The sequence below is a fragment of the Streptomyces sp. NPDC058308 genome (assembly GCF_042880275.1).
Lineage (GTDB): Bacteria > Actinomycetota > Actinomycetes > Streptomycetales > Streptomycetaceae > Streptomyces.
On sequence record NZ_JBHVZA010000009.1, the window covers coordinates 234660 to 256027 of the forward strand.

The window sequence follows — 21368 nt, forward strand, 5'->3', positions numbered from 1 at the left end:
TGACAAATCCGTACGGGACGGGTCACGCCCGCGTCTGCGGATGAGCGTTGCCGTCGGCGCCGCAGCGGGCGGTCCACGGGGCCGTGGAGCGGCCGAGGTTCTCGTGGAAGCGGACGTCCACGTCGGTGGGGCGCCGGTCGCCGGGGACTTCGGAGTGGGCGGCGGTACAGGTGAGCTGGCTGACCGCCGCGACCTCCAGTTCCGCGATGTTCACGGGCAGGTAGATGTCGACCGTGCCGCGGGACGCGGTCGCCGTGAGGCGTCCGTTCATCGAGGGGACCTCGCTGATCAGGCCGCGTTCCCGTTCCGCGTCGGTGGGGCCTTCCAGGAGGAGGCCGAGGGCCTGCTGCGGGGTGAGCGGGCGGTCGGTGGGCCGGGCGGTGGTGCGCAGGCCGTAGGGCCCCACGAAGTACAGGCGGGCGTGGTCGGCGTCCGTGCCCGGACGTTGGATGCCGGAGGCCGGGGCGCCCGCCCCTTCGGGACCGGTTGGGGTGACACCGCAGCCCGTCGCCAGGAACAGCAGTCCGGTGAGCAGCGGCAGGAGCGGGAGGCGTTTCCTCACGGGTGGTCCTCCGTGGCGGCTCCGGGACGAGTGGGCTCAGGACGGGCGGGCTCGGGGCGGATGCGCTCGGGGCGCGAGAGCGGGAGCGTGAGGGTGAACTCGGCTCCGCCGCCAGGCGAGTTGGCGGCGGTCAGGGTGCTGTCGTGCAGGCGGACGTTCTCGGCGGCGATGGCGAGGCCGAGGCCGCTGCCCTCGGACCGGGTACGGGCCGCGTCCGCCTTGTAGAAGCGGTCGAAGACATGGGGCAGTACGTCCTCGGGGATGCCGGGGCCGTGATCGGTGACCGTCACGACGGCCGTGCCGCCGTCGGTGTCCGGGGCAGGCCGTGCCCGGACGACGACCGGGGGAGCGCCGTGCCGCAGGCCGTTGCCGATCAGGTTGGCCAGGACGACGTCGATGCGCCGGGGATCCACGCGGACCCGTACGTCCTCGGGCACATCGACCACGACCTGCCCCGGCGGCAGCTGCCAGCCCCGTAGCTGCACGGTCTTCTCCACGAGCGTGCGCAGGGCGACGTCGTCCGGATGCAGGGCCGCGGCGCCCGCGTCGAAGCGCGAGACCTCCATCAGGTCTTCCACCATGCGGGCCAGCTTCCGGGTCTCGCCGCTGATCAGGAGCACGGCGTCGGCGGTGTCCGGTGGCAGGGTGCCGCTGTGCGCGTCCTCGTCGAGCACTTCGGTCACCGCGGACATGGCGGCCAGCGGCGTCCGCAGTTCGTGCGCCACGTCGGCGGCGAAGCGGCGCGCGGTGGCCTCCATGCGGCGCAGCTCGGCGTCGTCCTCCTCGAGGTGCGTCGCCATCGTGTTGAAGGTCCTGGTGAGGTCGGACAGTTCGTCGCGGCCGGTCACCGGGAGCCGGGTGCCGAGTTCGCCCGAGGCGATCTGCTCGGCGCCGTTGCGCAGCCCCCGCACCGGGCGCAACACGCGGCGCGCCGCGAACAGGGCCGGGACCAGGGCGAGGACGAGGGCGGGGACGGCACCCGCCTGTGCGGCGGTGACCAGGGCGGAGATATCGGCCCGGTCGCCGTCCAGGGAGAAGTCGGCGTACACGACAAGGCCGGACGCGGCAGGCTCCGCGCCGGGCTCGGCGGCGTAGAAGACCGGCATGCCGATGACGAGCCAGGGGGAGCCGTCGCGCTCGATCCGCTGACGGACGACCGCGTCCGCCCGGTCCGCCGAGGCGGCGCGCAGCGCGGCCGGAACCGCCGTGCGCTGTTCGGTGCCCGGCGCGGTGACCGGCGGGCCGTTGCGGTAGGACGCGGCGGTGCGCCAGTCGCGGGAGGCGCCGGCCCGGTCCAGCTGGAGGGTGAAGTTGCGCAGGTCCCGCGCGCTCGGCGGGAAGGGCAGGTCGGGGGCGAGGGATCCGACCTGGGCACGCAGGTCGCGCACCGCGTTGTCCTGTGTGCGGTCGAGGATCGCGGAGCGGGCCTGCCGGAACGTGAGCGCGGCGGTGATCAGGGCGCTGAGCGCCGACACGAGCAGGAACGCGACGACGAGGCGGACGCGCAGGCCCCGGGGCGGACGCAGCCTCACGACGCGCCGTCCTCCCGCGGCTCCTCCTGCGGCCGCCTGTGCGGGCTCTTTGGTGCGGGCACGGGACCGAAGCGGTAACCGAAGCCCCGTACCGTCTGGATGTACACCGGCCGGCGCGGGTCGTCCTCGACCTTGCCGCGCAGCCGCATCACGCAGGCGTCGACGAGCCGCGCGTCGCCGTAGAAGCTGTGCTCCCACACCTGTTCCAGCAGATGCTGGCGGCTGAAGACCTGGCCGGGCGCGGCGGACAGGAAGAGCAGCAGCTTCAACTCGGAGGGGGCAAGCGTCAGTTCACGGCCGTCCTTGGACACGAGCAGAGCGCTCCGGTCCACCGCGAGGTCGCCGTGGAGCTCCAGGGCGCCCTGCCCGGCCTGTCCCGGCCCCGTCGCGGGGTCCTGCGGGACCACTCGCCGCAGGACGGCCTTCATCCGGGCCTCGATGACTTCTCCGCTGGCCGGTTTGACGATGTAGTCGTCCGCGCCCGCCTCCAGGCCCACGACGAGATCGATGTCGTCGCCCCGAGCGGAGAGGATGATGATCGGCAGCTGCCGGGTCTCGCGGATGCGGCGGCACACCTCGAGGCCGGACATGCCGGGCAGCATCAGATCGAGCAGCACCAGGTCGGGCCGGAAGCGCTCCAGGGTGAGCAGTCCGGTCTCCCCGCTCGCCGCCACCTCCAGTTCGTGACCCCGGCGCCGCAGCGCGAGCGACACGCCCTTCTGTACCGCGGGATCGTCCTCGATCAGCAGAACTCGTGGCATCGGGATGGGCTCGTCTCCAGGTATGTGTCGGCAGGTACGTGTCGGCCCCGGGGCGGTCCCCGTCGGCTGTCTCTCGGGGATCTCCCGGCGGAGGCGCGGGTGATGTCTCTGCGATTTTGTCCCAGTTTCCAGATGCTTGTCGCCCACGGTGTCGCTCTGCCGGGCGAGGAGAGCAGCCGCACGCGCCGTGCCCCCGGCTCAGCTGTGCGCGGTGAGCCGGGTGACGTCCACGGAACCGACCCCGGCCCGCGGTTCGGGGATGACGGCCCACAGGGCGACGAGCGCGGCGAAGACCGCCACGAGCGCGAGCGCTCCGGACCGGCCGTGTGCCCAGCGGGCCCGGAACCGTACGGGGTCTTCGACCAGATGCTTGGAGAGCGCGGCGGCCACGACGGAGACGCCGACGACGATCACCGTACGGTCCCAGCCCGCCCGGCCGAGGCGCTCCTCGCTCAGCAGGACGTAGAGGGGCCAGTGCCACAGATAGAGGCTGTACGAGATCGCGCCGAACCAGCGCAGCGGGGCGGCGCCCACGATCCGGCCCACGGCGCCGCCCGGGGCCCGGGCGAGGCAGCCGATGAGGAGGGCGGCGGCCAGCGCGTGGAGGAACAGCCCGCCGCGGAACAGGGAGGGGGAGTTCTGGCCGTCGGCCATGACCCAGTAGGCGGCGATGCCGACGGCCAGGACCAGCGCGGCCCAGGACGTGACCCGTGCCCCTGCCCGCTCCACCAGGCGGGTGGCGGGCCCGGTCGCCATCAGCGCGCCGAGCAGCAGCGAGAAGGCCCGGGTGTCCGTGCCCTCGTACACGCGCGTCGTGTCGACGGGCCCGGTGAACGCGATCATGAGTGCCAGCGAGACGGTGGCCCCGGCGGCGGCCACGACCGCGACGCGCCCGCCGCCTCCGGCCGCACCGCCCGGTCGCCGGCCGCGTGCCGCCAGCCCCACCACCAGCGGCCAGACGAGGTAGAACTGCTCCTCGACCGCGATGCTCCACAAGTGGCTGAACACCCGGGTGTCGGCGGAGTCCCAGTAGCCGACCTGTTCGGCGATGAAGTGCCAGTTCGCGAGGTTGCCAAGGACCCACGGGGTGTCGTCGAGACCGAACCGCAGCAGGGTCACGGAGCCGAAGCCCCACACCAGGAGCAGTGTCCCCGCCACCGTCACGGCCAGGGCGGGCAGCAGACGTCGGGCACGCCGCCCCCAGAAGGCGAGAAGGTCGACGCGGCCGTCGCGGGCCGCCTCCTGCAACAGCAGGCCGGTGATGAGGAACCCGGACAGCACGAAGAACAGGTCCACACCGAGGAAGCCACCACTGAAGCGGCCGGCGTGGAAGAACAGCACGCCCAGGACGGCGAGTCCGCGCAGACCGTCCAAGGGCGCGATGTGGCGCCTGCCGGGGGCGGCCGGAGCGGCGGGGGCCGGACCTCGGCGGGACGCGAGGGCGGGAGGGGTGGCGTGTGCGGGCATGGGCTTCCTTGCGGGCGGCGCGGGGCCCGGCGAGGGCCCCGCGCGATCGACGTTCCGGCTCGGCGTACGGGGGCGGACGCGCACCCCCGCCGTACGGGGGCGGACGCGCGCCCCGCGGTACGGGCTACTTGCAGCCCAGCGGGCCGTAGACCTTGTCACCGGTCCACGAGCCGGTGGCCCACCGGTCGGCCGGGGCGGGCGTGAAGGAGTACCGCTGCCCCAGCTCCTTGGTCAGCCACTGCGCGAAGGCGGCCGCACCCTGCTGGCAGGAGTGGATGCCGTCCTTGCTGCGCTGGGCCTTGGGCGCGGTGCCGTCGTTGCCCCACAGGGCTGCGGAGTCGAGGAAGTGCACCGTGTCCCGGTGCTTGGCGGCCACGTCCTTGGCCGACCGGGGCGCGGTCTTGATCTCGGCCTCGTGCGGCTTGTAGAAGTCGTCGATCTTGAAGGGCGGCGCCGTGACGATGACGAGCTCGGCGCCCGCGTCACCGACCGTCTTGGCCAGCTTCTCGTAGCCGGCGCGCTGCTCGGCGGGCTTGCCCCAGTCGTAGGTGGTGATCTGGTAGGCCACGACGTCCGGCTTGAAGGACTTGAGCTCCTTGGGCAGCTGGTCCCAGGTGGGCTCGGCGATCTCCCCGGTGACACCACCGCCGCCGTCGGCCGCCATCGACCTGAACGACGCGTCGCCCGCCTTCAGCGCCGCTCCGAGAGCCGGAGCCTCGGCCCCGGCGATCGAATCGCCCATCCACAGCACCCTGGGTGCCTTCGCGTTCCTGCTCCCGTCGGAGGCGGCCTTGCCGCTGTCGGCTTCGGTGTCGCTCCCGCCGCCACCGCAGGCGGCAAGAACGACGGCGCCCACGGCGGCGACAAAGGCGACCGCGGCGGTGCGCCACACGGGGCGCCGGGGGCTGGGGGAGGGAGTGTTCTCGGTGTTCATGTTGTCCAGCAGACCCCCTGGGACCCGGGTCCGGGAGTCTTGTCATCGTTTCATCATCTGCCGCGAGAACTCCCGTCACACGCGACGAGAAGCACCGTCACACAGCCGCCCCCGGCGCCGTGTCAGACCTTCTGGGCCCGGTCGTACACCTTCTTGGCCGTGGCCCCCCATACCTCTCCGTACATCTTCGTCGGCGTCAGGGAGTCCAGCGAGCTGTTGACCGAGACCACGACGCCCTTACCGGTGGCGGCGTTGAAGTCGGCCAGCCACGGGCCGCCGCTGGAGCCGCCGCTCATGTCGCAGGGGATGAACTGCGTGCCGTGTTCCTTCTTCGCCGTACCCACACAGCGCAGGAGCTGCTCACCGAGCTGCGGACGGGTCGCGGAGTAGCCGAACGAGGAGATGGTGCCGCCGACGGGACGGTTGAAGGCGACGGCCTGGCCGCCCACGACGGAGGTGAGCTTCTTGCCGTTCTCGCCGGCGTCGACGGTCAGGGCGGACATGTCGTTGGCGGAGTCCTCCTGCCAGGCGCGCGGGGTCACCGCCTGACGGACGGCGAACGCGCCGTACGGCGCCTTGCCCTTGTGGTAGCCGGGGACGAACACCATGGAGATGTTGGTGTTGGCGGGAGAGGAGCCCCGGCGCACGCAGTGGGCCGCGGTCAGCACGGCGGAACGGTTGGCGCTCTTCACGGCGGTGGCCGTGCACCAGGTGTCGGCCCCGCTCGCGTTGACGAAGAAGAGCCGTCCCACGGTCTTCAGGGTGGTGCCGCGCCACGGTTTGGCCAGCGGGCCGGTGGGACCGAGGTCCACGGACTTCCCGACGGCCTTCATACGGGCGGGAGTCCAGTAGGCGAGCGCCTGCCGGCGTTCCTGGGCGGTGTACTTCAAGACGGAGACAGGGCCGGCCGCGGCGGTGGGGGCGGGGGCGGCGGGCGCCCGGTCGGCCGCGGCCGTCGCGGGCACCGAGGCGGCGAGGGCGAAGACCGTACCGGCCATGGCAAGTCCCGTGGCGCGCCGGCGAAGAGGCCGGATCGTGGGCACGGATCTCGTCGACGCGGATCTCTTGAGCATGTGGCTTACTCCTCAACAGGTACGGATCAACAGGTACGGACAGCAAAAGGGGGCTGTCGGCCCGCCGTACAAGAGGGGAGAACCCGTCCGCGTGGTTGGCGCCGTCGACGACCTGTGACACAAACGGCCGACGCCTGATCTTCGGCATCCGTGAACCGGCCCCGCGCCGGGGCGCGTTGACCGGCACCGGGCGCCTCCGCCACCGGCCGCCGATCAGTGGGCGATGCCGTCGATCAGCTCCCTGGCGCCCTGGCGCAGCAGCGCGACGGCCACGGACGTGCCGAGCGTCGCGGGGTCGAGCGGGCCCGCCCACTCGTGTGCGTTGAGCACCGTCTTGCCGTCGGGCGTGAACACGCAGGCGCGCAGCGACAGGTCGCCGCCGCGTTCCGAGCGGGCGAACCCGGCGATCGGCGAGTTGCAGTGGCCCTGAAGCACGTGCAGGAACATGCGCTCGGCGGTCGCCTCCCGCCAGGCGTTCTTGTCGCCGAGGTCCGTGACGGCGTCGATGGTGGCGGTGTCGTCCTCGCGGCACTGCAGGGCGAGGATGCCCGCCCCGATCGGCGGGCACATCGTCTCCACCGACAGGATCTCGCTGGCCAGGTCGGGGCGGCCGATGCGGTCGAGGCCCGACTGTGCGAGCAGCAGCGCGTCGGCGTCGCCTGCGGCGAGCTTCGCCAGCCTGCGGCCCGCGTTGCCGCGCATCGGGACGCACTCCAACTCCGGGTGGGAGGCGGCGAGCTGCGCCACGCGGCGGACCGAGGACGTGCCGATACGGGTCCCCGCGGGCAGCTCGTCGAGGGTGAGTCCCTCGGGGTGGATGAGCGCGTCCCGGATGTCGTCCCGCTTGAGGAACGCGGCGAACGTGGTGCCCGCGGGGAGCGGCCGGTCCGCGGGCACGTCCTTGACGCAGTGCACCGCGAGGTCCGCTTTGCCGGCGAGCAGCGCGGCGTCGACCTCCTTGGTGAACGCTCCCTTGCCGCCGAGCGCCGCCAGATCGCCCATCCAGCGGTCCCCGGAGGTGGTGACCGGCACGACCTCGGTGCGGATGCCCGGGTGCAGCGCGGCGAGTTCGGTGCGGACGCGCTCCACCTGGGCGAGGGCCATGGGGGAGGAGCGGGAGACGATGCGGATGAGCTCAGGAACGGACATACGGTCCACGATAAGGGCTCCGAGGGTGTGCCCCGGACAGGCGTCCAACTGATCAAAGGACTGGATATACGGGCGAGTTGGGGCCCGGAGGGTGGAGCTCGGTGATTGCGCGGCCCCTTCCGGCGGGCGTTTCGGAGGCACGGCGTGACGCGTGGCTCTCGTCGCCCTGCACCACCCCGCTACCCGCCGGCCTCGCGTACGAACAGGGTCACGGACACCGTCGCCTCGAAGCCGTTGCGGCGCATCAGGGTGGCCGACGCGGTGTTGCGGGACTCCACATCGGTGACGACGGTGCGCGCGCCCGCCTCCGTGAGCGTCGCGCAGCAGGCCTTCACGAGGCGGCTCGCGATCCCCTGACCCTGGTACTCGGGGGCGCTGGCGATCCACTCCAGGTTGCCCCAGTCGGCGCGCTGGTCGAACCCCATCGAGCCGAGCACGAACCCGGCGAGGTGCCGGCCGCCGTCCAGCGCGACCCAGCAGGCGGACGACTCGTTGTCCATGTGCCGGGCGATCGCGGAGAGCGACCAGGACGTGTACGGCTTCACGGACGTGTCGTAGACCCGGCGGCCCAGGGCGAGGACATCGGCCAGATGGGTGGCCGTCAGGGGTTCCAGGGCGATCGACGCCTGACGCTCCGGCGCGGCGGGGCTGGACATGGGGCCTCCCAGGGAGCGGGCGCGGCGCCGGGCCGTGGCCGCGCGCACCTCACGCTATGAGGCAGCCGGTGCTCGCGCATGCTGAAATCCGCCGGACCCGGGACCCGGCGCCCCTCGCGGTCACTTCCGGGCACGGCCTCCGGGCCCCAGGCCGCCCGGCTCCAGAGCGGAAACCGGGCCCGCGCGGTGTGCCGGAGCCGGATTCGACCCCATCGGGCCACCGCCCTACAGGTGAACCGTGCCGCTGCCCGTCTCCGTCTGCGCGGGGGCTCCTCTGCGATACAGGATGACGGTAACGACGAGCCCGACCGCGAAGAAGAGAGCGGACCACCAGTAAGCGGTCGAGTACGACTGCATCGCGGCCTGCCCCTGCACCTGCGGCGTCGGCTTCCTGCCCACCAGGTAGTTGGAGGCGGCCGTGGTGGCCAGCGTGTTGAGCAGGGCCGTGCCGATCGAACCGCCCACCTGCTGGCAGGTGTTGACCATGGCGGAGGCCACGCCCGCGTCGTGGAACGCGACACCGGCCGTCGCCATGCTCATCGCCGGGGCGAAGACGAAACCGAGGCCGAGTCCGGCGAGCAGCAGCGGCGGCAGCACGTGCGCGGCGTAACCGCTCGTCACATCGAGAGCGGTGAGCCAGGCCATGCCGGCGCCCGCGAGCCCCATGCCGAGCGGCACGATCGGTTTGGCACCGACCCGCGGCACCAGGTTGTTGGTGGTCACCACCGAGCCCACCACCATCACGGCGACCATCGGCAGGAACGCGAGACCGGTCTTGACCGGCGAGTACTCCAGGATCTGCTGGAGGTAGTACGTGAGGAACAGGAACACGCCGAACATGCCGGCGCCCGAGATGAACATCGCGAGGAACGACGCCCCGCGGTCCCGGTCCAGGACGACCCGCAGGGGCAGCAGCGGATGCGCGGCGCGCGTCTGCCACCACGCGAACGCAGCGACCAGCAGGGCGCCTACCACCAGGAAGCCCCAGGTCAGCACGGAACCCCAGGCATGTGTCTCGGCGTTGGAGAAGCCGTAGACGATGCAGAACAGGCCGGCCGACACCAGGACCGTGCCGGGCACATCCAGCTTGGGCCGGTCCGGCGGCGCACCCGCGTGCAGCAGGCGCGCGCCGCCGACCATCGCGACGACGGCGAACGCGAGGTTCACGTACAGGCACCAGCGCCAGTTCAGATACTCGGTGAGGACGCCGCCGAGCAGCAGGCCGACGGCGCCGCCCGCGCCCGCGATCGCGCCGTAGATGCCGAACGCCTTGGCGCGCTCCCGGGGATCGGTGAACGTCGTGGTGAGCAGCGACAGGGCGGCGGGTGCGAGCAGCGCGCCGAAGATGCCCTGCAGCGCGCGGGCCGCCACCAGCATCGAGAAGCTGTTCGCCGCGCCGCCGATCGCGGACGCGACCGCGAAACCGGCGAGACCGGCGAGAAAGACGATCTTGCGCCCCACCAGGTCGGCGATGCGGCCCCCGAACAGCAGCAGGGAGCCGAAGGCGAGCGCGTACGCGGTGACGATCCACTGCCGGTTGCCGTCGCTGAACCCCAGGTCCTTCTGGGCCGAGGGCAGCGCGATGTTCACGATCGTCGCGTCGAGCACCACCATGAGCTGGGCGATGCCGATCACGGCGAGGATCAGCCAGCGATGCTCGTGACGCCCGCCTCCCGTGTACGGCACGGCGCCCGACGGTCCGGTCGCACCGGCGGTGTCCGGTGCGGGCACCGGCTCCGGCGCGGGCGCGGCTTCGCGGTCCATGGTGCCTCCCAACGCCCCCGCTCCACGCTAAGCGCCCTGGTCGGGGCCCGCGACCGGGGTCGTCGGGCGCCTGGCCGGGCCCCCTGCCAGGGCCCCGGCCAGGCGCGGGAAGAGCGGATCGTCAGCCGGCCCGGTCCGCGGCGACCAGCAGCTCACTGACCCGCTCCCGGGCCCGTGCCACCCGCGAGCGCACGGTGCCGATCGGGCAGCCGACGGCGTCCGCCGCGTCCGCGTACGGCAGCCCGGCGAGCTGAGTCAGGACGAACGCCTCACGGCGGGGCGCGTCGAGCGACTCCAGGAGATCGAGCAGGACCACGCCCTCCTCGAAACCGGGGAGGCCGCGGGGCTGGGCCCGCTCGGCCGCCGCCTGCCAGTCGCCGGTGTCGGCGATCCGCGGCCGCGCCGCCGCCGAGCGGAATCGATCGGCGACGGTCCGGCGCGCGATGGTGAGCAGCCAGGTGCGGGCGCAGGACCGGGCGGCGTAGCCGTGCAGCGAGGTCAGGGCGCGCAGATACGTCTCCTGGGTCAGGTCGTCGGCGCTGTGCAGGTCGCCGCTGAGGTGGGCCACGAAGCGCCACACATCGCGGCGGGTGGCCCGCACGAACTGCTCGAAGGCCTGGGCGTCGCCGTCGCGGGCCGCCAGCGCCCACTGGGTGATCAGGTCGTCGCGGGTCAGGTCGTCGCGGGTCAGGTCCCCGCCGGGCCGCGATTGCAGAATTGCAGGAGTCATCGCAGAAGGTCCTTCGGTGAAGGGAGTTCGGGAAGCGGCGCGGACGCACGGCGGGATCTGTGCCCCGGTGCGCGCGGACGCCGAAGATCCGCCCGGCACCGAGGGGCGCGGGCGGTTTCAGGAACTGACCGGAAGGACCGGTGGGCCTCTGCGTGAGACGGCGTACTGGAGAAGGGCCCCGCGCAGTCGCGGTACGGGCACGAGCGCGCCGACCGGGGCAGGCGCGGGGGGAAGGGCCGCGACCAGGACCGCGAGAACGAACCGCAGCGGCACGAACACGGCCGCGGCCAGGGCGCGTCCGGCGCGGAAGACGGCGGCCTCGCCGCGCCACAGCCACAGGGCGCAGACCAGCGCGGCGGCCACGTGGGCGAGGAACATGCCGAAGCCGCTGTGCCCGAAGACGGACATGATCCAGTGGGAGACGCCCGCGTCGGGCATGGCGCCCGCGTGCGCGGAGCCTGCGGAGGGGCCGGCGCCGGAGGACGGCGGGGCCATCGGCATCGGGTGGTTCAGGTGGTTCATGCCGTCGCTGCCGTGGCGCGGCAGCGCGGAGCTCCCGAGCGGCCCGCCCCCGTCCGGTGCCGCGCCCAACCGTTGCGCGAAGCCGAACAGTTCGTGCAGGCACAACTGGGCCGCGACGGTGGCGCCCGTGACGGCCGCCGCCCCGCGCTCGCGCCCGGTCAGCCACCACGCCGCGGCCGTGGTGGCGCCGAACGCGTACCCCACCGCCCACCAGGGCAGCGCGGCGGCGGACATGAGCGCGTGCCCCAGAGCCGTCGCCATCACGCAGACGGCCGCGAACACCGCGGCTCGTGCGAGGCGGAACGCGGGCCCTGACGTCATGGTGAGCATGGTGCCAGGCGGGGGCGAGGTGCGGGGCGGCGAGTCCGTGAGATGCCCGAAGTGCACCGCACTGCCCTGATCCGCCCGTTGAAGCTCCGCGCCAGAACCGTGCCATGTGACGAAGGCCGGATGGACAACCCCTTGACGCGCTGTGTGCACAACGCGAACGATCACTAACACCGGTCGGCATTGCCGAACTGCGTTCGCGGTTGCTGGCCAAGTTCCGAAGTGGCGCTCAATCCCGAAGTGCCGCTCAGTCCCGAAGTGTTGCTCAATGAGGGGGATCCCCGTGCACCTGCGTCACACCGCCCGGTCGCTGCTGACCGCCGCGGCCGCTCTCGCCCTGGGCGTCGTGGGCCTGGCCGCCCCCGCCCACGCGTCGGCACCCGCCTCCGCGCCGACGGCCGTCCTGGACATCCCGCCCCGTGGCGCCAACGACTGGTCGTGCAAGCCGGATGCGGCGCACCCGCAGCCGGTCGTCCTGGTCAACGGCACGTTCAAGCTGATGGCGGAGAACTGGGCCAGACTCTCGCCGAAGCTGAAGAGAGCGGGCCACTGTGTCTTCGCGTTCAACTACGGGAGGCTGGCGACCGCCCCGGTCCCGCAGTCGGCCGCGGAGCTCCGGGACTTCGTCGAGGCCGTCCGCGGCGCCACCGGCGCGGCGAAGGTCGACCTCGTCGGGCACAGCCAGGGCGGCATGATGCCCCGTTACTACGTGAAGTTCCTCGGTGGCGCGGACAAGGTCGACGACCTGATCGGCATCGTGCCGTCCAACCACGGCACGTCCAACCCGCTGGCCGCACCGCTCGGCGACACCGTCTGCCCGGCCTGTGCCGACCAGGTGACGGGATCGGAGTTGCTGGCGAAGCTCAACAGCGGGACCGAGACCCCGGTGGGCCCCGACTACACGGTCCTCACCACGCGCCACGACGAGGTCGTGGTCCCGTACACGAGCGCCCTGTTGAGCGGCCCGAAGGAGTACGTCACCAACATCGTCGTGCAGGACCGCTGCCCCCTGGACCCGTTCCTGCACGACCAGGCGACGAAGGACCCGGTCGTCGCCCAGTGGGTCCTGCACGCGCTGGACCGCCAGGGCCCGGCCGATCCGGACTTCCGGCCCAGGTGCGCCGGATAGCGGCCTCTCCCCGGAGGGAGAGGCCGCTCGGGAGCTTGGGGCCTGACCGGCGGGTCAGCGCCTAGGAGCGGTCGCCCGCGTCCTGCCCGTCGAGGGTCTCGACCGTTCCCCGGGGCGCGGGCACCGCGGCACCGGCCTCGGCCGTGCCGGCGACCCCGCGGCGCCGTGCAAGGACGCCACCCGCGTAGCTCGCGATGGGCTGCGCGTAACGGGCGGTCAGCGGGCCGACGATCACCAGGATCAGGACGTACGCCGTCGCCAGCGGGCCGAGCGAGGGCTCGATGCCCGCGGTGACGGCGAGCCCCGCGATGACGATCGAGAACTCGCCGCGCGCCACCAGCGCGCCGCCCGCCCGCCAGCGGCCCTTGACCGAGATGCCCGCGCGCCGGGCCGCCCAGTAACCGGTCGCGATCTTCGTCAGCGCGGTGACGACGGCCAGCGCGAGCGCGGGCAGCAGCACCGGCGGAATGCTCGACGGGTCGGTGTGCAGCCCGAAGAAGACGAAGAAGACGGCCGCGAAGAGGTCCCGCAGCGGCGCGAGCAGGGAGTGCGCGCCCTCGGCGACCTCACCGGACAGCGCGATGCCGACCAGGAACGCGCCGACGGCGGCGGACACCTGCAGTTGCTGCGCGATCCCCGCGACGAGGATCGTCAGGCCGAGCACGACGAGCAGCAGCTTCTCGGGGTCGTCACTGGAGACGAAGCGCGAGATGAGCCGCCCGTACCGGACCGCGATGAAGAGGACGAGTCCGGCCGCGCCGAGCGCGATGGCGAGCGTGAGGCTGCCCGCGGCCCAGCCGACACCGGCCAGCAGGGCGGTGATGATGGGCAGATAGACGGCCATCGCCAGATCTTCGAGGACGAGGATGCTGAGGATGACCGGCGTCTCGCGGTTGCCGAGCCGGCCGAGATCGCCAAGGACCTTGGCGATGACCCCGGACGACGAGATCCAGGTGACCCCGGCGAGGACGACGGCGGCGACCGGACCCCAGCCCATCAGCAGCGCGGCGACGGCGCCGGGCAGGGCGTTGAGCGTGCAGTCGACCAGACCGGCCGGGTACTGCGTCTTGAGGTTGCTGACGAGGTCGCTGGCCGTGTACTCGAGGCCGAGCATGAGGAGCAGCAGGATGACGCCGATCTCGGCGCCGATGGCGACGAACTCCTCGCTCGCCCCGAGCGGCAGCAGCCCGCCCTCGCCGAACGCGAGACCGGCAAGGAGATACAGCGGGATCGGCGAGAAGCGGAAGCGGCCCGCGAACCGGCCGAGCAGCCCGAGGGCGAGGATGATCGCGCCGAACTCGATCAGAAAGACAGCGGAATGCACGCGCTCACTCCCGCCCGAGTATCGTCGCGGCCGTCTCCACGCCTTCGCGCGTCCCGATCACGATGAGGGTGTCGCCGCCGGCCAGCCGGAAGTCCGGAGTCGGCGACGGAATGGCGTCGGCCCGCCGGAGCACCGCCACGATCGAGACGCCGGTCTCGGTCCGCATCCGGGTCTCGCCGAGGAGGCGTCCGTTCCAGTGCGACGTGGCCGACAGCAGAACGCGCTCGGCGACCAGGCCGAGATCGGTGGTGTGCAGCAGGTTCGGGCTGTGGTGCGACGGCATCAGCGCGTCGATCAGCGAGTCCGCCTCGCCCGAACTCAGCCGCAGCGACAGCGCGCACTCGTCCGGGTCGTCGGACCGGTAGGCGCTCAGTGTCCGCGCCCCGTCCCGGTGCGCGACCACCGAGAGGCGCTGCTGTTCTCGGGTCGTGAGGTCGTACCGGATGCCGATGCCGGGCAGCGGCGTACGGCTGAGTCGTGATGCGGGCACAGTTTCTCCCCTTGCGCGATGGATGATCTCCCCCGGTTGTCACCCTATCGGGGCCAAGGATTGGCAAAATCCCACCCGCGCCACGCGGCCCCACCAGGCGCGACGGCCTCGATCGAGAGGAGGCCGCGGACCGGGCGGGGCCGGGAGAGGGGAAAGCGAGGGAAAGCAGGGGAGGGGGCGTCAGCCGGTGAGCGTGACGCAGGGGAGCCCCACGCTCGATCCGCCGCGGAAGCCCTCCGCGCAGAGCCGCGTCCCCGCCGGGAAGTGCCGCTGTGGATACGCCTGGTCACGGTAGGTCCTGAACTTGGCGACGTCCTCGACCTTGGTGTTGGCGCTCCAGCCGTTGGTGGTCCACACGCGTGCGCTGATGCGGTTCGGCTGGTTGGTGTTGATGACCGACACCTCGACCCGGCCCAGGTAGGTCCCGGAGTCGTAGGTCTCGATGCAGACCGCGTTGTTGCACCACTTGCCGTCGGCGACCGCCGAAGGACCCGTGGCGACGAGGCAGCCGAGCGCGGCGGCGACGGCGCCGATTCCGGCGGCGAACTTCTTGGTGATGTCGAGCATGGAGAGGAGCCCTCAAGCCTTCTTCATGGGCCCGTGACCAGGCAGCGGGCCCTGTAGGTCGGTGTCTTTCGGGCCTGCGCGCCGCCGCCGTGGCGACGTCCGCGCGACCCCGCGCGGACCAACGCGACAAAAGATCATGAGTTACGCCGTGACGGGACCGCCGCCCCGCAGGACCGCCTCGACCGTGTCCGCCTCCTCGGGGGACTTGTCCTCGCGGTAGCGCACCACCCGGGCGAAGCGGAGCGTGACGCCCGCCGGGTAACGGGTGGACTTCTGCAGACCGTCGTAGGCGATCTCCACGACGAGTTCGGGGCGCACGGTCACCACGTAACCGCTGGCGTCGACCGCCAGCTCCTGGAGGCGCTCGGTCTGCCAGGCGAGCATCGCGTCCGTCATGCCCTTGAACGTCTTGCCCAGCATGGCGAACGTGCCGTCGGGCCGCCGGGCACCCAGGTGGAGATTGGAGAGCTTGCCGGTGCGGCGGCCGTGACCCCACTCGGCGGCCAGGACGACCAGGTCCAGGGTGTGCACGGGCTTCACCTTCAACCAGGAGGCGCCCCGGCGGCCCGCCTTGTAAGGGGCGTCGAGCGCCTTCAGCACGACCCCTTCGTGGCCGCGCCCCAGCGTCGCCTCGAAGAACTCCTCGGCCTCGCCGCGCGACCGCTCGTCGCCCGGGTCGGCCACGAGCGCCCGCCGCACCCGCATCGGCTCGGGCACCAGGGCCGCCAGCTCCGCGTGACGCTCGGTGAACGGCAGGTCGAGCAGGTCGCGGCCCGCCACGGAGAGGGCGTCGAAGAACACGGGGGACAGGGGCAGCCCGGCCGCCGCGGCGGACACGTCGACGCGCGAACCGACCCGGCCCGCGATCTCCTGGAACGGCCGCGGCCGCCCGTCGCCGTCCACCGCGATGACCTCACCGTCCAGGATGAAGTGGGACCCTGCCAGGCCGAGCGCGGCGGCGGTCAGCTCGGGGAGCCGGTCGGTGATGTCGTCCAGGGTGCGGGTGTAGACGCGTACGTCGTCCCCGCTCCGGTGGACCTGCACCCGGATCCCGTCGAGCTTCTCCTCGACCGCGCACGACCCCAGCTTGTCGATGCCCTCGACGACCGAGGCGGCGCTGTGCGCGAGCATCGGCATGATGGGCTGGCCCACGGTGAGACGGAACTCGTCCAGCGCCTTCGCGCCGTGCGCCAGCAGCGCCTGGGCCACGGTGCTCACGGAGCCGGCGAGCATCACCGAACGCCGCACGGCGTCCGCCGGAGTCTCCGTGGCGAGCGCGAGCCCCTCGACGGCCACCGCGTCCAGCGCGCCCTGCCGCACCTCGCCGGTGAGCAGCCCGATCAGGAACCGTTGCTCGTCGGCGGTCGCCGCGCCCATCAACTCCCCGACGAGCCGCTTGCGTTCGGTCTGCGACCCGGCGCCCGACACCGTGCCGATCGCGGTGAGCGCCTCGTCCACGCCGCGCACGGTCAGCGTCGGCTCGTCGGCGGGCGGCCCGGCGTCCTTGAGCGTGCTCCAGCCGATGCCGAGCCGACCTTGCGGCAGCCGGCCCGCCAGGTAGGGGATGACGATCGGTACGTCGTCCGGTTCCGCGGTCCGGAACAACTCGGCGAGCAGCGCGATCTTCTTGGACCGCGCCGAGGTGGCGGCCACTTCCTTGGACACGTGCGCGAGCCGGGCGAGCAGCATGAGGTCATCCTGCACCGGGACCGGGTACGCCGCACGGCCGATGGCGCCCGGTGCCCTGTTACCGAACGCGAACAGAACTCGATGAACGAGCCCTGCCACGGATGCCGTCTCACGGGGCGTAGCGCACAGCAGATCCGGTCGGCCGCCCGAGCAGGCGACGGCCGTGTCCCGATATCCCGTGGGGGGATTTCCATGATGATCACTCGTCGAGCTCACAGTGTTGCCCGTTCCGCCGCCCTGGCTGCCGTCGCCGCCACCGCGGTGCTCTCGCTGGCCGCGTACGGGGCGGGAGACGCGGACGCCGCCGGCGGCCCGGGCAAGAAGATCTCCGTCTCCGTCACGTCCGCCGGGGGAAACACCCTCGCGTCGGTCGGGTCGGCGTCCCCGGTCCGCACGCAGACCCTGGTGGACGGGAGCAAGGCCAAGATCTACAAGCGCGGTGAGCAGCACTATGTCGCCCAGCTCGTCGACGAGGGCGCGGTCTACGGCACGCTGGAGGCGAACGGGCGCGACGCCGGGCTCGACGCCAACGACATGTTCGTCGTGCTCACGCTGGACGGCAAGGTCCACTCCTGGATGGGCGGTGGGCACACCGGCCCCGGCACCTTCAAGCTCGCGGGCGGCTGGACGGCCAAGGTCGCGAAGACCGGCGAACTCCGCTACCGCGCGCAGATCCTCGGGAGGGACGGCGCGGTCCACGGCACGCTGGAGGCGAACCAGCGCGACGCCGGGCTCGACGCCAACGGCGTATACATCGTGCTCAGCGCGGGCGGCGTGATCAGCGCCCACGAGTAGGGGGCCCGGGCGGCGCCGACGACCGGTGCTCTCGCCGCTCCCGGGGCCCCAAACGGAATCGCGGGACCGGCGAATCGTGCCGCCGCTCCCGACCTGCCGCGCGCCCCGGCCGACCCTTGCCGCCAAATGGGGGTGATGTTGCTCGGAAACACGCGTGTACCCGCCTGTGGTGGGCACCCGGAGGCCGTGGCGGTCGTTTCCCCCGCTCGGCAGGGCGGCCCGAAAGAAGGGTGCGTGATGCAGGTCACATGGATCTCTCGGCATGTTGGCGTAATGACACCCCTTTGTCCGGGGTCCTAAGGGCACAGGAGTCACCGGAAGCGGAACGCCGAGAACGCCGAGAACGCCGAGAACAGCGTCACCAGAAGTGGAGCACGACCATGGCCGTCACCCTCGAACAGCCCGCCCGGGCCCGTCTCATCACCCCCGAAGGCCGTGAGCGCGGCCTGCCCGTGGTCCTGCGCTACTCGGCGGCGGACCCCCTGGCCATCCAGATGACCTTCCCCTCGCATGCGGCGCTCGACGGCGTCGAGGTCACCTGGATCTTCGCCCGTCAGCTCCTGGAGGACGGCATGAGCGCCCCGGCGGGCAGCGGCGACGTGCACGTGTGGCCGTGCGGGCGGGCCCGGACGGTCCTGGAGTTCCATTCCCACCAGGGAGTGGCGCTGGTCCAGTTCGACAAGATCGCGCTGCGCCGCTTCCTGTCGCGGTCGTACGCCGTGGTCCCCGCGGGCGGCGAGGAGGAGAGCATGGATCTCGACACGGGACTCTCGCGGCTGCTCGGCGGCGTCTGAGCGACCGTGGTGATCTACGCCGAGGGTGCCGCGGCAGCTTGGTGGATATCGCCCACGCCGCCGTCCGGATTCCCGCTCCCGTCCGGATCCCGCATTCCGTACAGCGCTGGCCGCTCGGCCATCGCCACGGTGACGCGCCCACCGGTGCGCAGCGCCTCGACGCCGGCCTCGGCGACGACCGCGGCCGCGTACCCGTCCCACGCGCTCGGGCCTGTGACCCGGCCGTCCCGGGCGGCGGCCACCCACGCCCGCACCTCACGGTCGTACGCGTCGGCGAACCGCACCAAGTAGTCCTGCGCCACCTCCTCGTGCGCGCGGCCGCCCGACCGGACCACCATCGTGTGCGCGTCGCCGAGCCGGGCGCTGCCGTGCTCGCAGACCGCCTCGCACCGCACTTCGTAGCCGAAGCCGCTGTTGACGAAGACCTCTACGTCGACGACCGCGCCCCCGGACGTCTCGAAGAGCACGAGCTGCGGATCGAGCAGGCCCTGCGGGGCGCCCGCCGACGGTGTCGGGCGTATCACCGTGACGGCGGTGATCTCCTGGCCGAGCAGCCACCGCGCCGCGTCGATCTCGTGCGAGACGGAGCTGCTGATCAGCATCGACGAGGTGAAGTGCGGGGGAGAGGACACGTTCCGGTGGCGGCAGTGCAGCAGGAGGGGGCGGCCCAGCTGCCCGGAGCCGAGCAGGCGCTTCAGGGCCGCGTACTCGGTGTCGTACCGGCGCATGAAGCCCACCTGGATCAGTCTGCGCCCCAGTCGGGCCTCCGCCTCCACGACCCTCAGGGCCGAGACCGAGTCGGGGGTCAGCGGCTTCTCGCAGAGCACCGGGAGGCCGCGTTCGCAGGCGGCGAGCAGGGCCTCCTCGTGCGCGCCCTCCGGCGAGGCCACCAGGACCGCGGCCACCCCGGGAGCACTTACCGCGGCCGTCGCGTCCCGGTGCACGGTCACGCCCTCGCGACCCGCCACCGCCGCCTCGGCCCGCGCCGTGTCGGGGTCGGCGACCGCTACCACGCGGGCCCCGCCGACCGTGTCGCCGATCCGGCGCACATGATCGGCGCCCATGTGGCCCGCCCCCAGCACGGCGACTCCCAGCAGCTCGCTCATCCGGCGCCCACCCCCTGTCCTCCCTGCCCGTTCAATGTCCGTTCAATCGACGGCGCCCCCCGCGCCCTTGCGTCGGGCCACGGTAGCCGCCCGGCGCCGGACCGCCACGACACAGCCCGCGAGCAGGGCGGCCGAGCCCGCGCCGACCAGCAGGATCGCGGACCAGTCGGAGCCCTCCGACTCCACGGCCACGGCGGCCTCCCCGGCCGCGTGGGCCGGCCCCGGCACCGTACGGGTCGCCTTCCGGGGCGGCAGCAGCGAGCCCACCGGCTGCACCTTGTCGCCCGCCGTGAACCCCCAGTCCAGCAGCGCCCGCGCCTCCTCGTACACGGCACGGCCACCCCCCGCCTGCGGGTTCATCACCGTCACGACGAGCGTGCGGCCACCGCGCTGGGCGGCGCTGATCAGCGTGGAGCCCGCGTGGCTGGTGTAGCCGTTCTTGACGCCGAGCAGTCCGGGGTAGGGCGTCACACCGTCGGCGCCGGTCAGCAGCCGGTTGGTGTTCTGGATGGGGTACGACCAGCCGCCCGCGGGGAACTGCGCGACGCGGGTGGAGCAGTACCGGGTGAACTCCGGGTCGGTGAGCCCGGCCTTGCCGAAGACCGCCAGGTCGTACGCCGACGAGACCTGCCCCGGGGCGTCGTAGCCGTCGGGCGACACCACGTTGGTGTCCCGCGCGCCGAGCTCGCGGGCCTTGAGCCGCATTTGCCGCACGGTCTCGTCCAGGCCGCCGTTGAGCCGCGCGAGAACATGCACGGCGTCGTTGCCGGAGCTGAGGAAGACGCCGCGCCACAGGTCGGCGACCCGGTAGGAGCGGCCTGCCGCCACGCCCACCATGCTGCTGCCCTCGCCGATGTCGTCCAGCTCGTGTTCGGAGACGACGTGCCGCATGTCGGCGTTCAGGTGGGGGAGCGTCGCCAGGGCGAAGAGGGACTTCAGCGTCGAGGCGGGCGGCAGCTTGCGGTGCGCGTCCCGCGCGGCGAGCACCTCGCCCGTACGGGCGTCCGCCACGACCCAGGCGAGGGCGGACACGTCACCGGGCAGCCCGGGTGCGCCGGGTCCGGGCCTGACCTGCACGCCGGGCCGGTCGAGCAGGGCGGACGAGTAGGCGGGCACGGGCCGCGGCGGGGCGGGTTCGGCGGGCACGTCGACGGCCGCGGCAGGTGAGGACAGGAGGCCCAGAGCCCCGAGCGCGAGGGCCGCGGTGCGTACGGAGGAGGAGCGCGAAAGGTACCTGATGACCATTCAGCCACGGTATGAGCGCCGCCCGAAGTCCGCAGATCGGCTTGGTCCGGCTGGAGGTACCGCGAGGTCAGAGGGCTGTGCGGGCCGCCAGGTGGCATTCCGTCACTTTGCTTGCCGTGCGCGGCGGCTGGGCTTCCCGGAGGAGCGGCACGGCCGGGCGGTACCCATCACGCGCTGCCCCACGACGGGGGTGTGGACGCCGTCGCCCACCGCGGTGACCTGTGCCGCCGAAGAGAGCGGTCATCGTCGCGGTCATGATCGGGTGCTCCTCCGCCTGCGGGCGGGTGCGGTCAGTGGCTGCGGCGGGTGCGGGGTGCTTGGTACTGGGTGTCGGTGACGTGCTCCAGCCAGGTGGTCTCCGGCCGGTCGTCGTCCGGTGCGGTGCCGTCCCAGAGGGCGAGGTGCTGCATGAAGTTCTCCTCGGTGGCGCCGTGCCAGTGCTCCTCGCCGGGCGGGCAGGTGACGGTATCGCCCGGGTGGGCGGCGTACACGGTCCCGTCGCGGGTGCCGATCAGGGCGGTGCCTGCGACGACGTGCAAGGTCTGGCCGACGGCGTGGTGGTGCCAGGCGGTGCGGGCGCCCGGGGCGAAGCGCACCATGTTGGCGCGGATGCGGGAAGGCTCCTTGCCTGCCTGGATGACGTCGAACCAGACGTCTCCGTTGAACCAGTCCTTCGGGCCCTTGCCGGTGGGCTGTGGCCTGACGAATTCCATGACGTGCTCCTTCGAGGGGCGTGTGGTGGGTGTGGGGTG

21 protein-coding genes are annotated in these 21368 nt (G+C 72.6%); 3 read left to right on the top strand and 18 right to left on the bottom strand.

Features of this window, described 5'->3' with window-relative positions:
- Positions 1-22 precede the first annotated feature (22 nt).
- The 11 genes from ACFVYL_RS15390 to ACFVYL_RS15440 all read right to left on the bottom strand — a co-directional run bounded on the left by ACFVYL_RS15390 (position 23) and on the right by ACFVYL_RS15440 (position 11471).
- Positions 23-562 (bottom strand): hypothetical protein, encoded by a 540-nt coding sequence (locus ACFVYL_RS15390; RefSeq protein ID WP_389715785.1) that lies wholly within the window; start codon positions 560-562, stop codon positions 23-25.
- On the bottom strand, positions 559-2094 hold the full coding sequence (locus tag ACFVYL_RS15395; protein ID WP_389715788.1) for an ATP-binding protein: 1536 nt from the start codon (positions 2092-2094) through the stop codon (positions 559-561). The genes ACFVYL_RS15390 and ACFVYL_RS15395 overlap by 4 nt, the downstream gene beginning before the upstream one ends.
- Positions 2091-2855, bottom strand: coding sequence for a response regulator (locus tag ACFVYL_RS15400; RefSeq protein ID WP_389715791.1), 765 nt, complete (start codon positions 2853-2855; stop codon positions 2091-2093). Before ACFVYL_RS15400 ends, ACFVYL_RS15395 begins: the two co-directional genes overlap by 4 nt.
- Positions 2856-3053: 198 nt before the next feature.
- Entirely contained in the window at positions 3054-4322 is a 1269-nt protein-coding gene (locus ACFVYL_RS15405) for an acyltransferase family protein (RefSeq protein WP_389715794.1), read from the bottom strand.
- Positions 4323-4446: 124 nt separating this feature from the next.
- Entirely contained in the window at positions 4447-5256 is an 810-nt protein-coding gene (locus ACFVYL_RS15410) for an SGNH/GDSL hydrolase family protein (RefSeq protein ID WP_389715797.1), read from the bottom strand.
- 122 nt (positions 5257-5378) lie between these two features.
- Positions 5379-6329 carry a trypsin-like serine peptidase gene (locus ACFVYL_RS15415; protein WP_389715800.1) on the bottom strand — a complete coding sequence of 317 codons (951 nt, stop codon included), beginning with the start codon at positions 6327-6329 and terminating at the stop codon, positions 5379-5381.
- A 213-nt stretch (positions 6330-6542) separates the two neighbouring features.
- The gene (gene hemC / locus ACFVYL_RS15420; protein WP_389715803.1) at positions 6543-7478 is read right to left on the bottom strand and encodes a hydroxymethylbilane synthase; all 936 of its coding nucleotides are present in this window, start codon (positions 7476-7478) and stop codon (positions 6543-6545) included.
- Between the two features lie 179 nt (positions 7479-7657).
- Entirely contained in the window at positions 7658-8134 is a 477-nt protein-coding gene (locus ACFVYL_RS15425) for a GNAT family N-acetyltransferase (RefSeq protein ID WP_389715806.1), read from the bottom strand.
- Between the two features lie 225 nt (positions 8135-8359).
- Positions 8360-9898 (bottom strand): MFS transporter, encoded by a 1539-nt coding sequence (locus ACFVYL_RS15430; RefSeq protein WP_389715807.1) that lies wholly within the window; start codon positions 9896-9898, stop codon positions 8360-8362.
- Between the two features lie 121 nt (positions 9899-10019).
- Positions 10020-10628 carry a sigma-70 family RNA polymerase sigma factor gene (locus ACFVYL_RS15435; RefSeq protein ID WP_389715809.1) on the bottom strand — a complete coding sequence of 203 codons (609 nt, stop codon included), beginning with the start codon at positions 10626-10628 and terminating at the stop codon, positions 10020-10022.
- Between the two features lie 117 nt (positions 10629-10745).
- Positions 10746-11471, bottom strand: a complete 726-nt coding sequence (locus ACFVYL_RS15440) for a hypothetical protein (protein WP_389715812.1) — start codon at positions 11469-11471, stop codon at positions 10746-10748.
- Between the two features lie 289 nt (positions 11472-11760).
- Here ACFVYL_RS15440 and ACFVYL_RS15445 point away from each other — a divergent pair, with 289 nt between their 5' ends.
- Complete coding sequence (locus ACFVYL_RS15445) at positions 11761-12606, top strand: alpha/beta fold hydrolase (RefSeq protein WP_389715814.1); 846 nt, start codon at positions 11761-11763, stop codon at positions 12604-12606.
- 61 nt (positions 12607-12667) lie between these two features.
- Here ACFVYL_RS15445 and ACFVYL_RS15450 read toward each other — a convergent pair whose 3' ends face one another.
- The 4 genes from ACFVYL_RS15450 to ACFVYL_RS15465 all read right to left on the bottom strand — a co-directional run bounded on the left by ACFVYL_RS15450 (position 12668) and on the right by ACFVYL_RS15465 (position 16676).
- Positions 12668-13930 carry a cation:proton antiporter gene (locus ACFVYL_RS15450; RefSeq protein WP_389715817.1) on the bottom strand — a complete coding sequence of 421 codons (1263 nt, stop codon included), beginning with the start codon at positions 13928-13930 and terminating at the stop codon, positions 12668-12670.
- 4 nt (positions 13931-13934) lie between these two features.
- Complete coding sequence (locus tag ACFVYL_RS15455) at positions 13935-14420, bottom strand: cation:proton antiporter regulatory subunit (RefSeq protein ID WP_389715819.1); 486 nt, start codon at positions 14418-14420, stop codon at positions 13935-13937.
- A gap of 180 nt (positions 14421-14600) precedes the next feature.
- The gene (locus ACFVYL_RS15460; RefSeq protein WP_389715821.1) at positions 14601-14987 is read right to left on the bottom strand and encodes a hypothetical protein; all 387 of its coding nucleotides are present in this window, start codon (positions 14985-14987) and stop codon (positions 14601-14603) included.
- 141 nt (positions 14988-15128) lie between these two features.
- Positions 15129-16676 carry an ATP-dependent DNA ligase gene (locus tag ACFVYL_RS15465; RefSeq protein WP_389715896.1) on the bottom strand — a complete coding sequence of 516 codons (1548 nt, stop codon included), beginning with the start codon at positions 16674-16676 and terminating at the stop codon, positions 15129-15131.
- A gap of 195 nt (positions 16677-16871) precedes the next feature.
- Here ACFVYL_RS15465 and ACFVYL_RS15470 point away from each other — a divergent pair, with 195 nt between their 5' ends.
- Both ACFVYL_RS15470 and ACFVYL_RS15475 read left to right on the top strand, forming a co-directional pair.
- Complete coding sequence (locus ACFVYL_RS15470; RefSeq protein ID WP_389715897.1) at positions 16872-17471, top strand: hypothetical protein; 600 nt, start codon at positions 16872-16874, stop codon at positions 17469-17471.
- Between the two features lie 380 nt (positions 17472-17851).
- Entirely contained in the window at positions 17852-18265 is a 414-nt protein-coding gene (locus tag ACFVYL_RS15475; protein ID WP_389715823.1) for an SsgA family sporulation/cell division regulator, read from the top strand.
- Between the two features lie 14 nt (positions 18266-18279).
- Here ACFVYL_RS15475 and ACFVYL_RS15480 read toward each other — a convergent pair whose 3' ends face one another.
- From ACFVYL_RS15480 to ACFVYL_RS15490, 3 genes are all read right to left on the bottom strand, one after another.
- The gene (locus ACFVYL_RS15480; protein WP_389715826.1) at positions 18280-19371 is read right to left on the bottom strand and encodes a Gfo/Idh/MocA family protein; all 1092 of its coding nucleotides are present in this window, start codon (positions 19369-19371) and stop codon (positions 18280-18282) included.
- Positions 19372-19413: 42 nt separating this feature from the next.
- Positions 19414-20616, bottom strand: a complete 1203-nt coding sequence (locus tag ACFVYL_RS15485; RefSeq protein ID WP_389715828.1) for a D-alanyl-D-alanine carboxypeptidase family protein — start codon at positions 20614-20616, stop codon at positions 19414-19416.
- Between the two features lie 290 nt (positions 20617-20906).
- Positions 20907-21329, bottom strand: a complete 423-nt coding sequence (locus tag ACFVYL_RS15490; protein ID WP_389715830.1) for a cupin domain-containing protein — start codon at positions 21327-21329, stop codon at positions 20907-20909.
- Between the last annotated feature and the right edge of the window lie 39 nt (positions 21330-21368).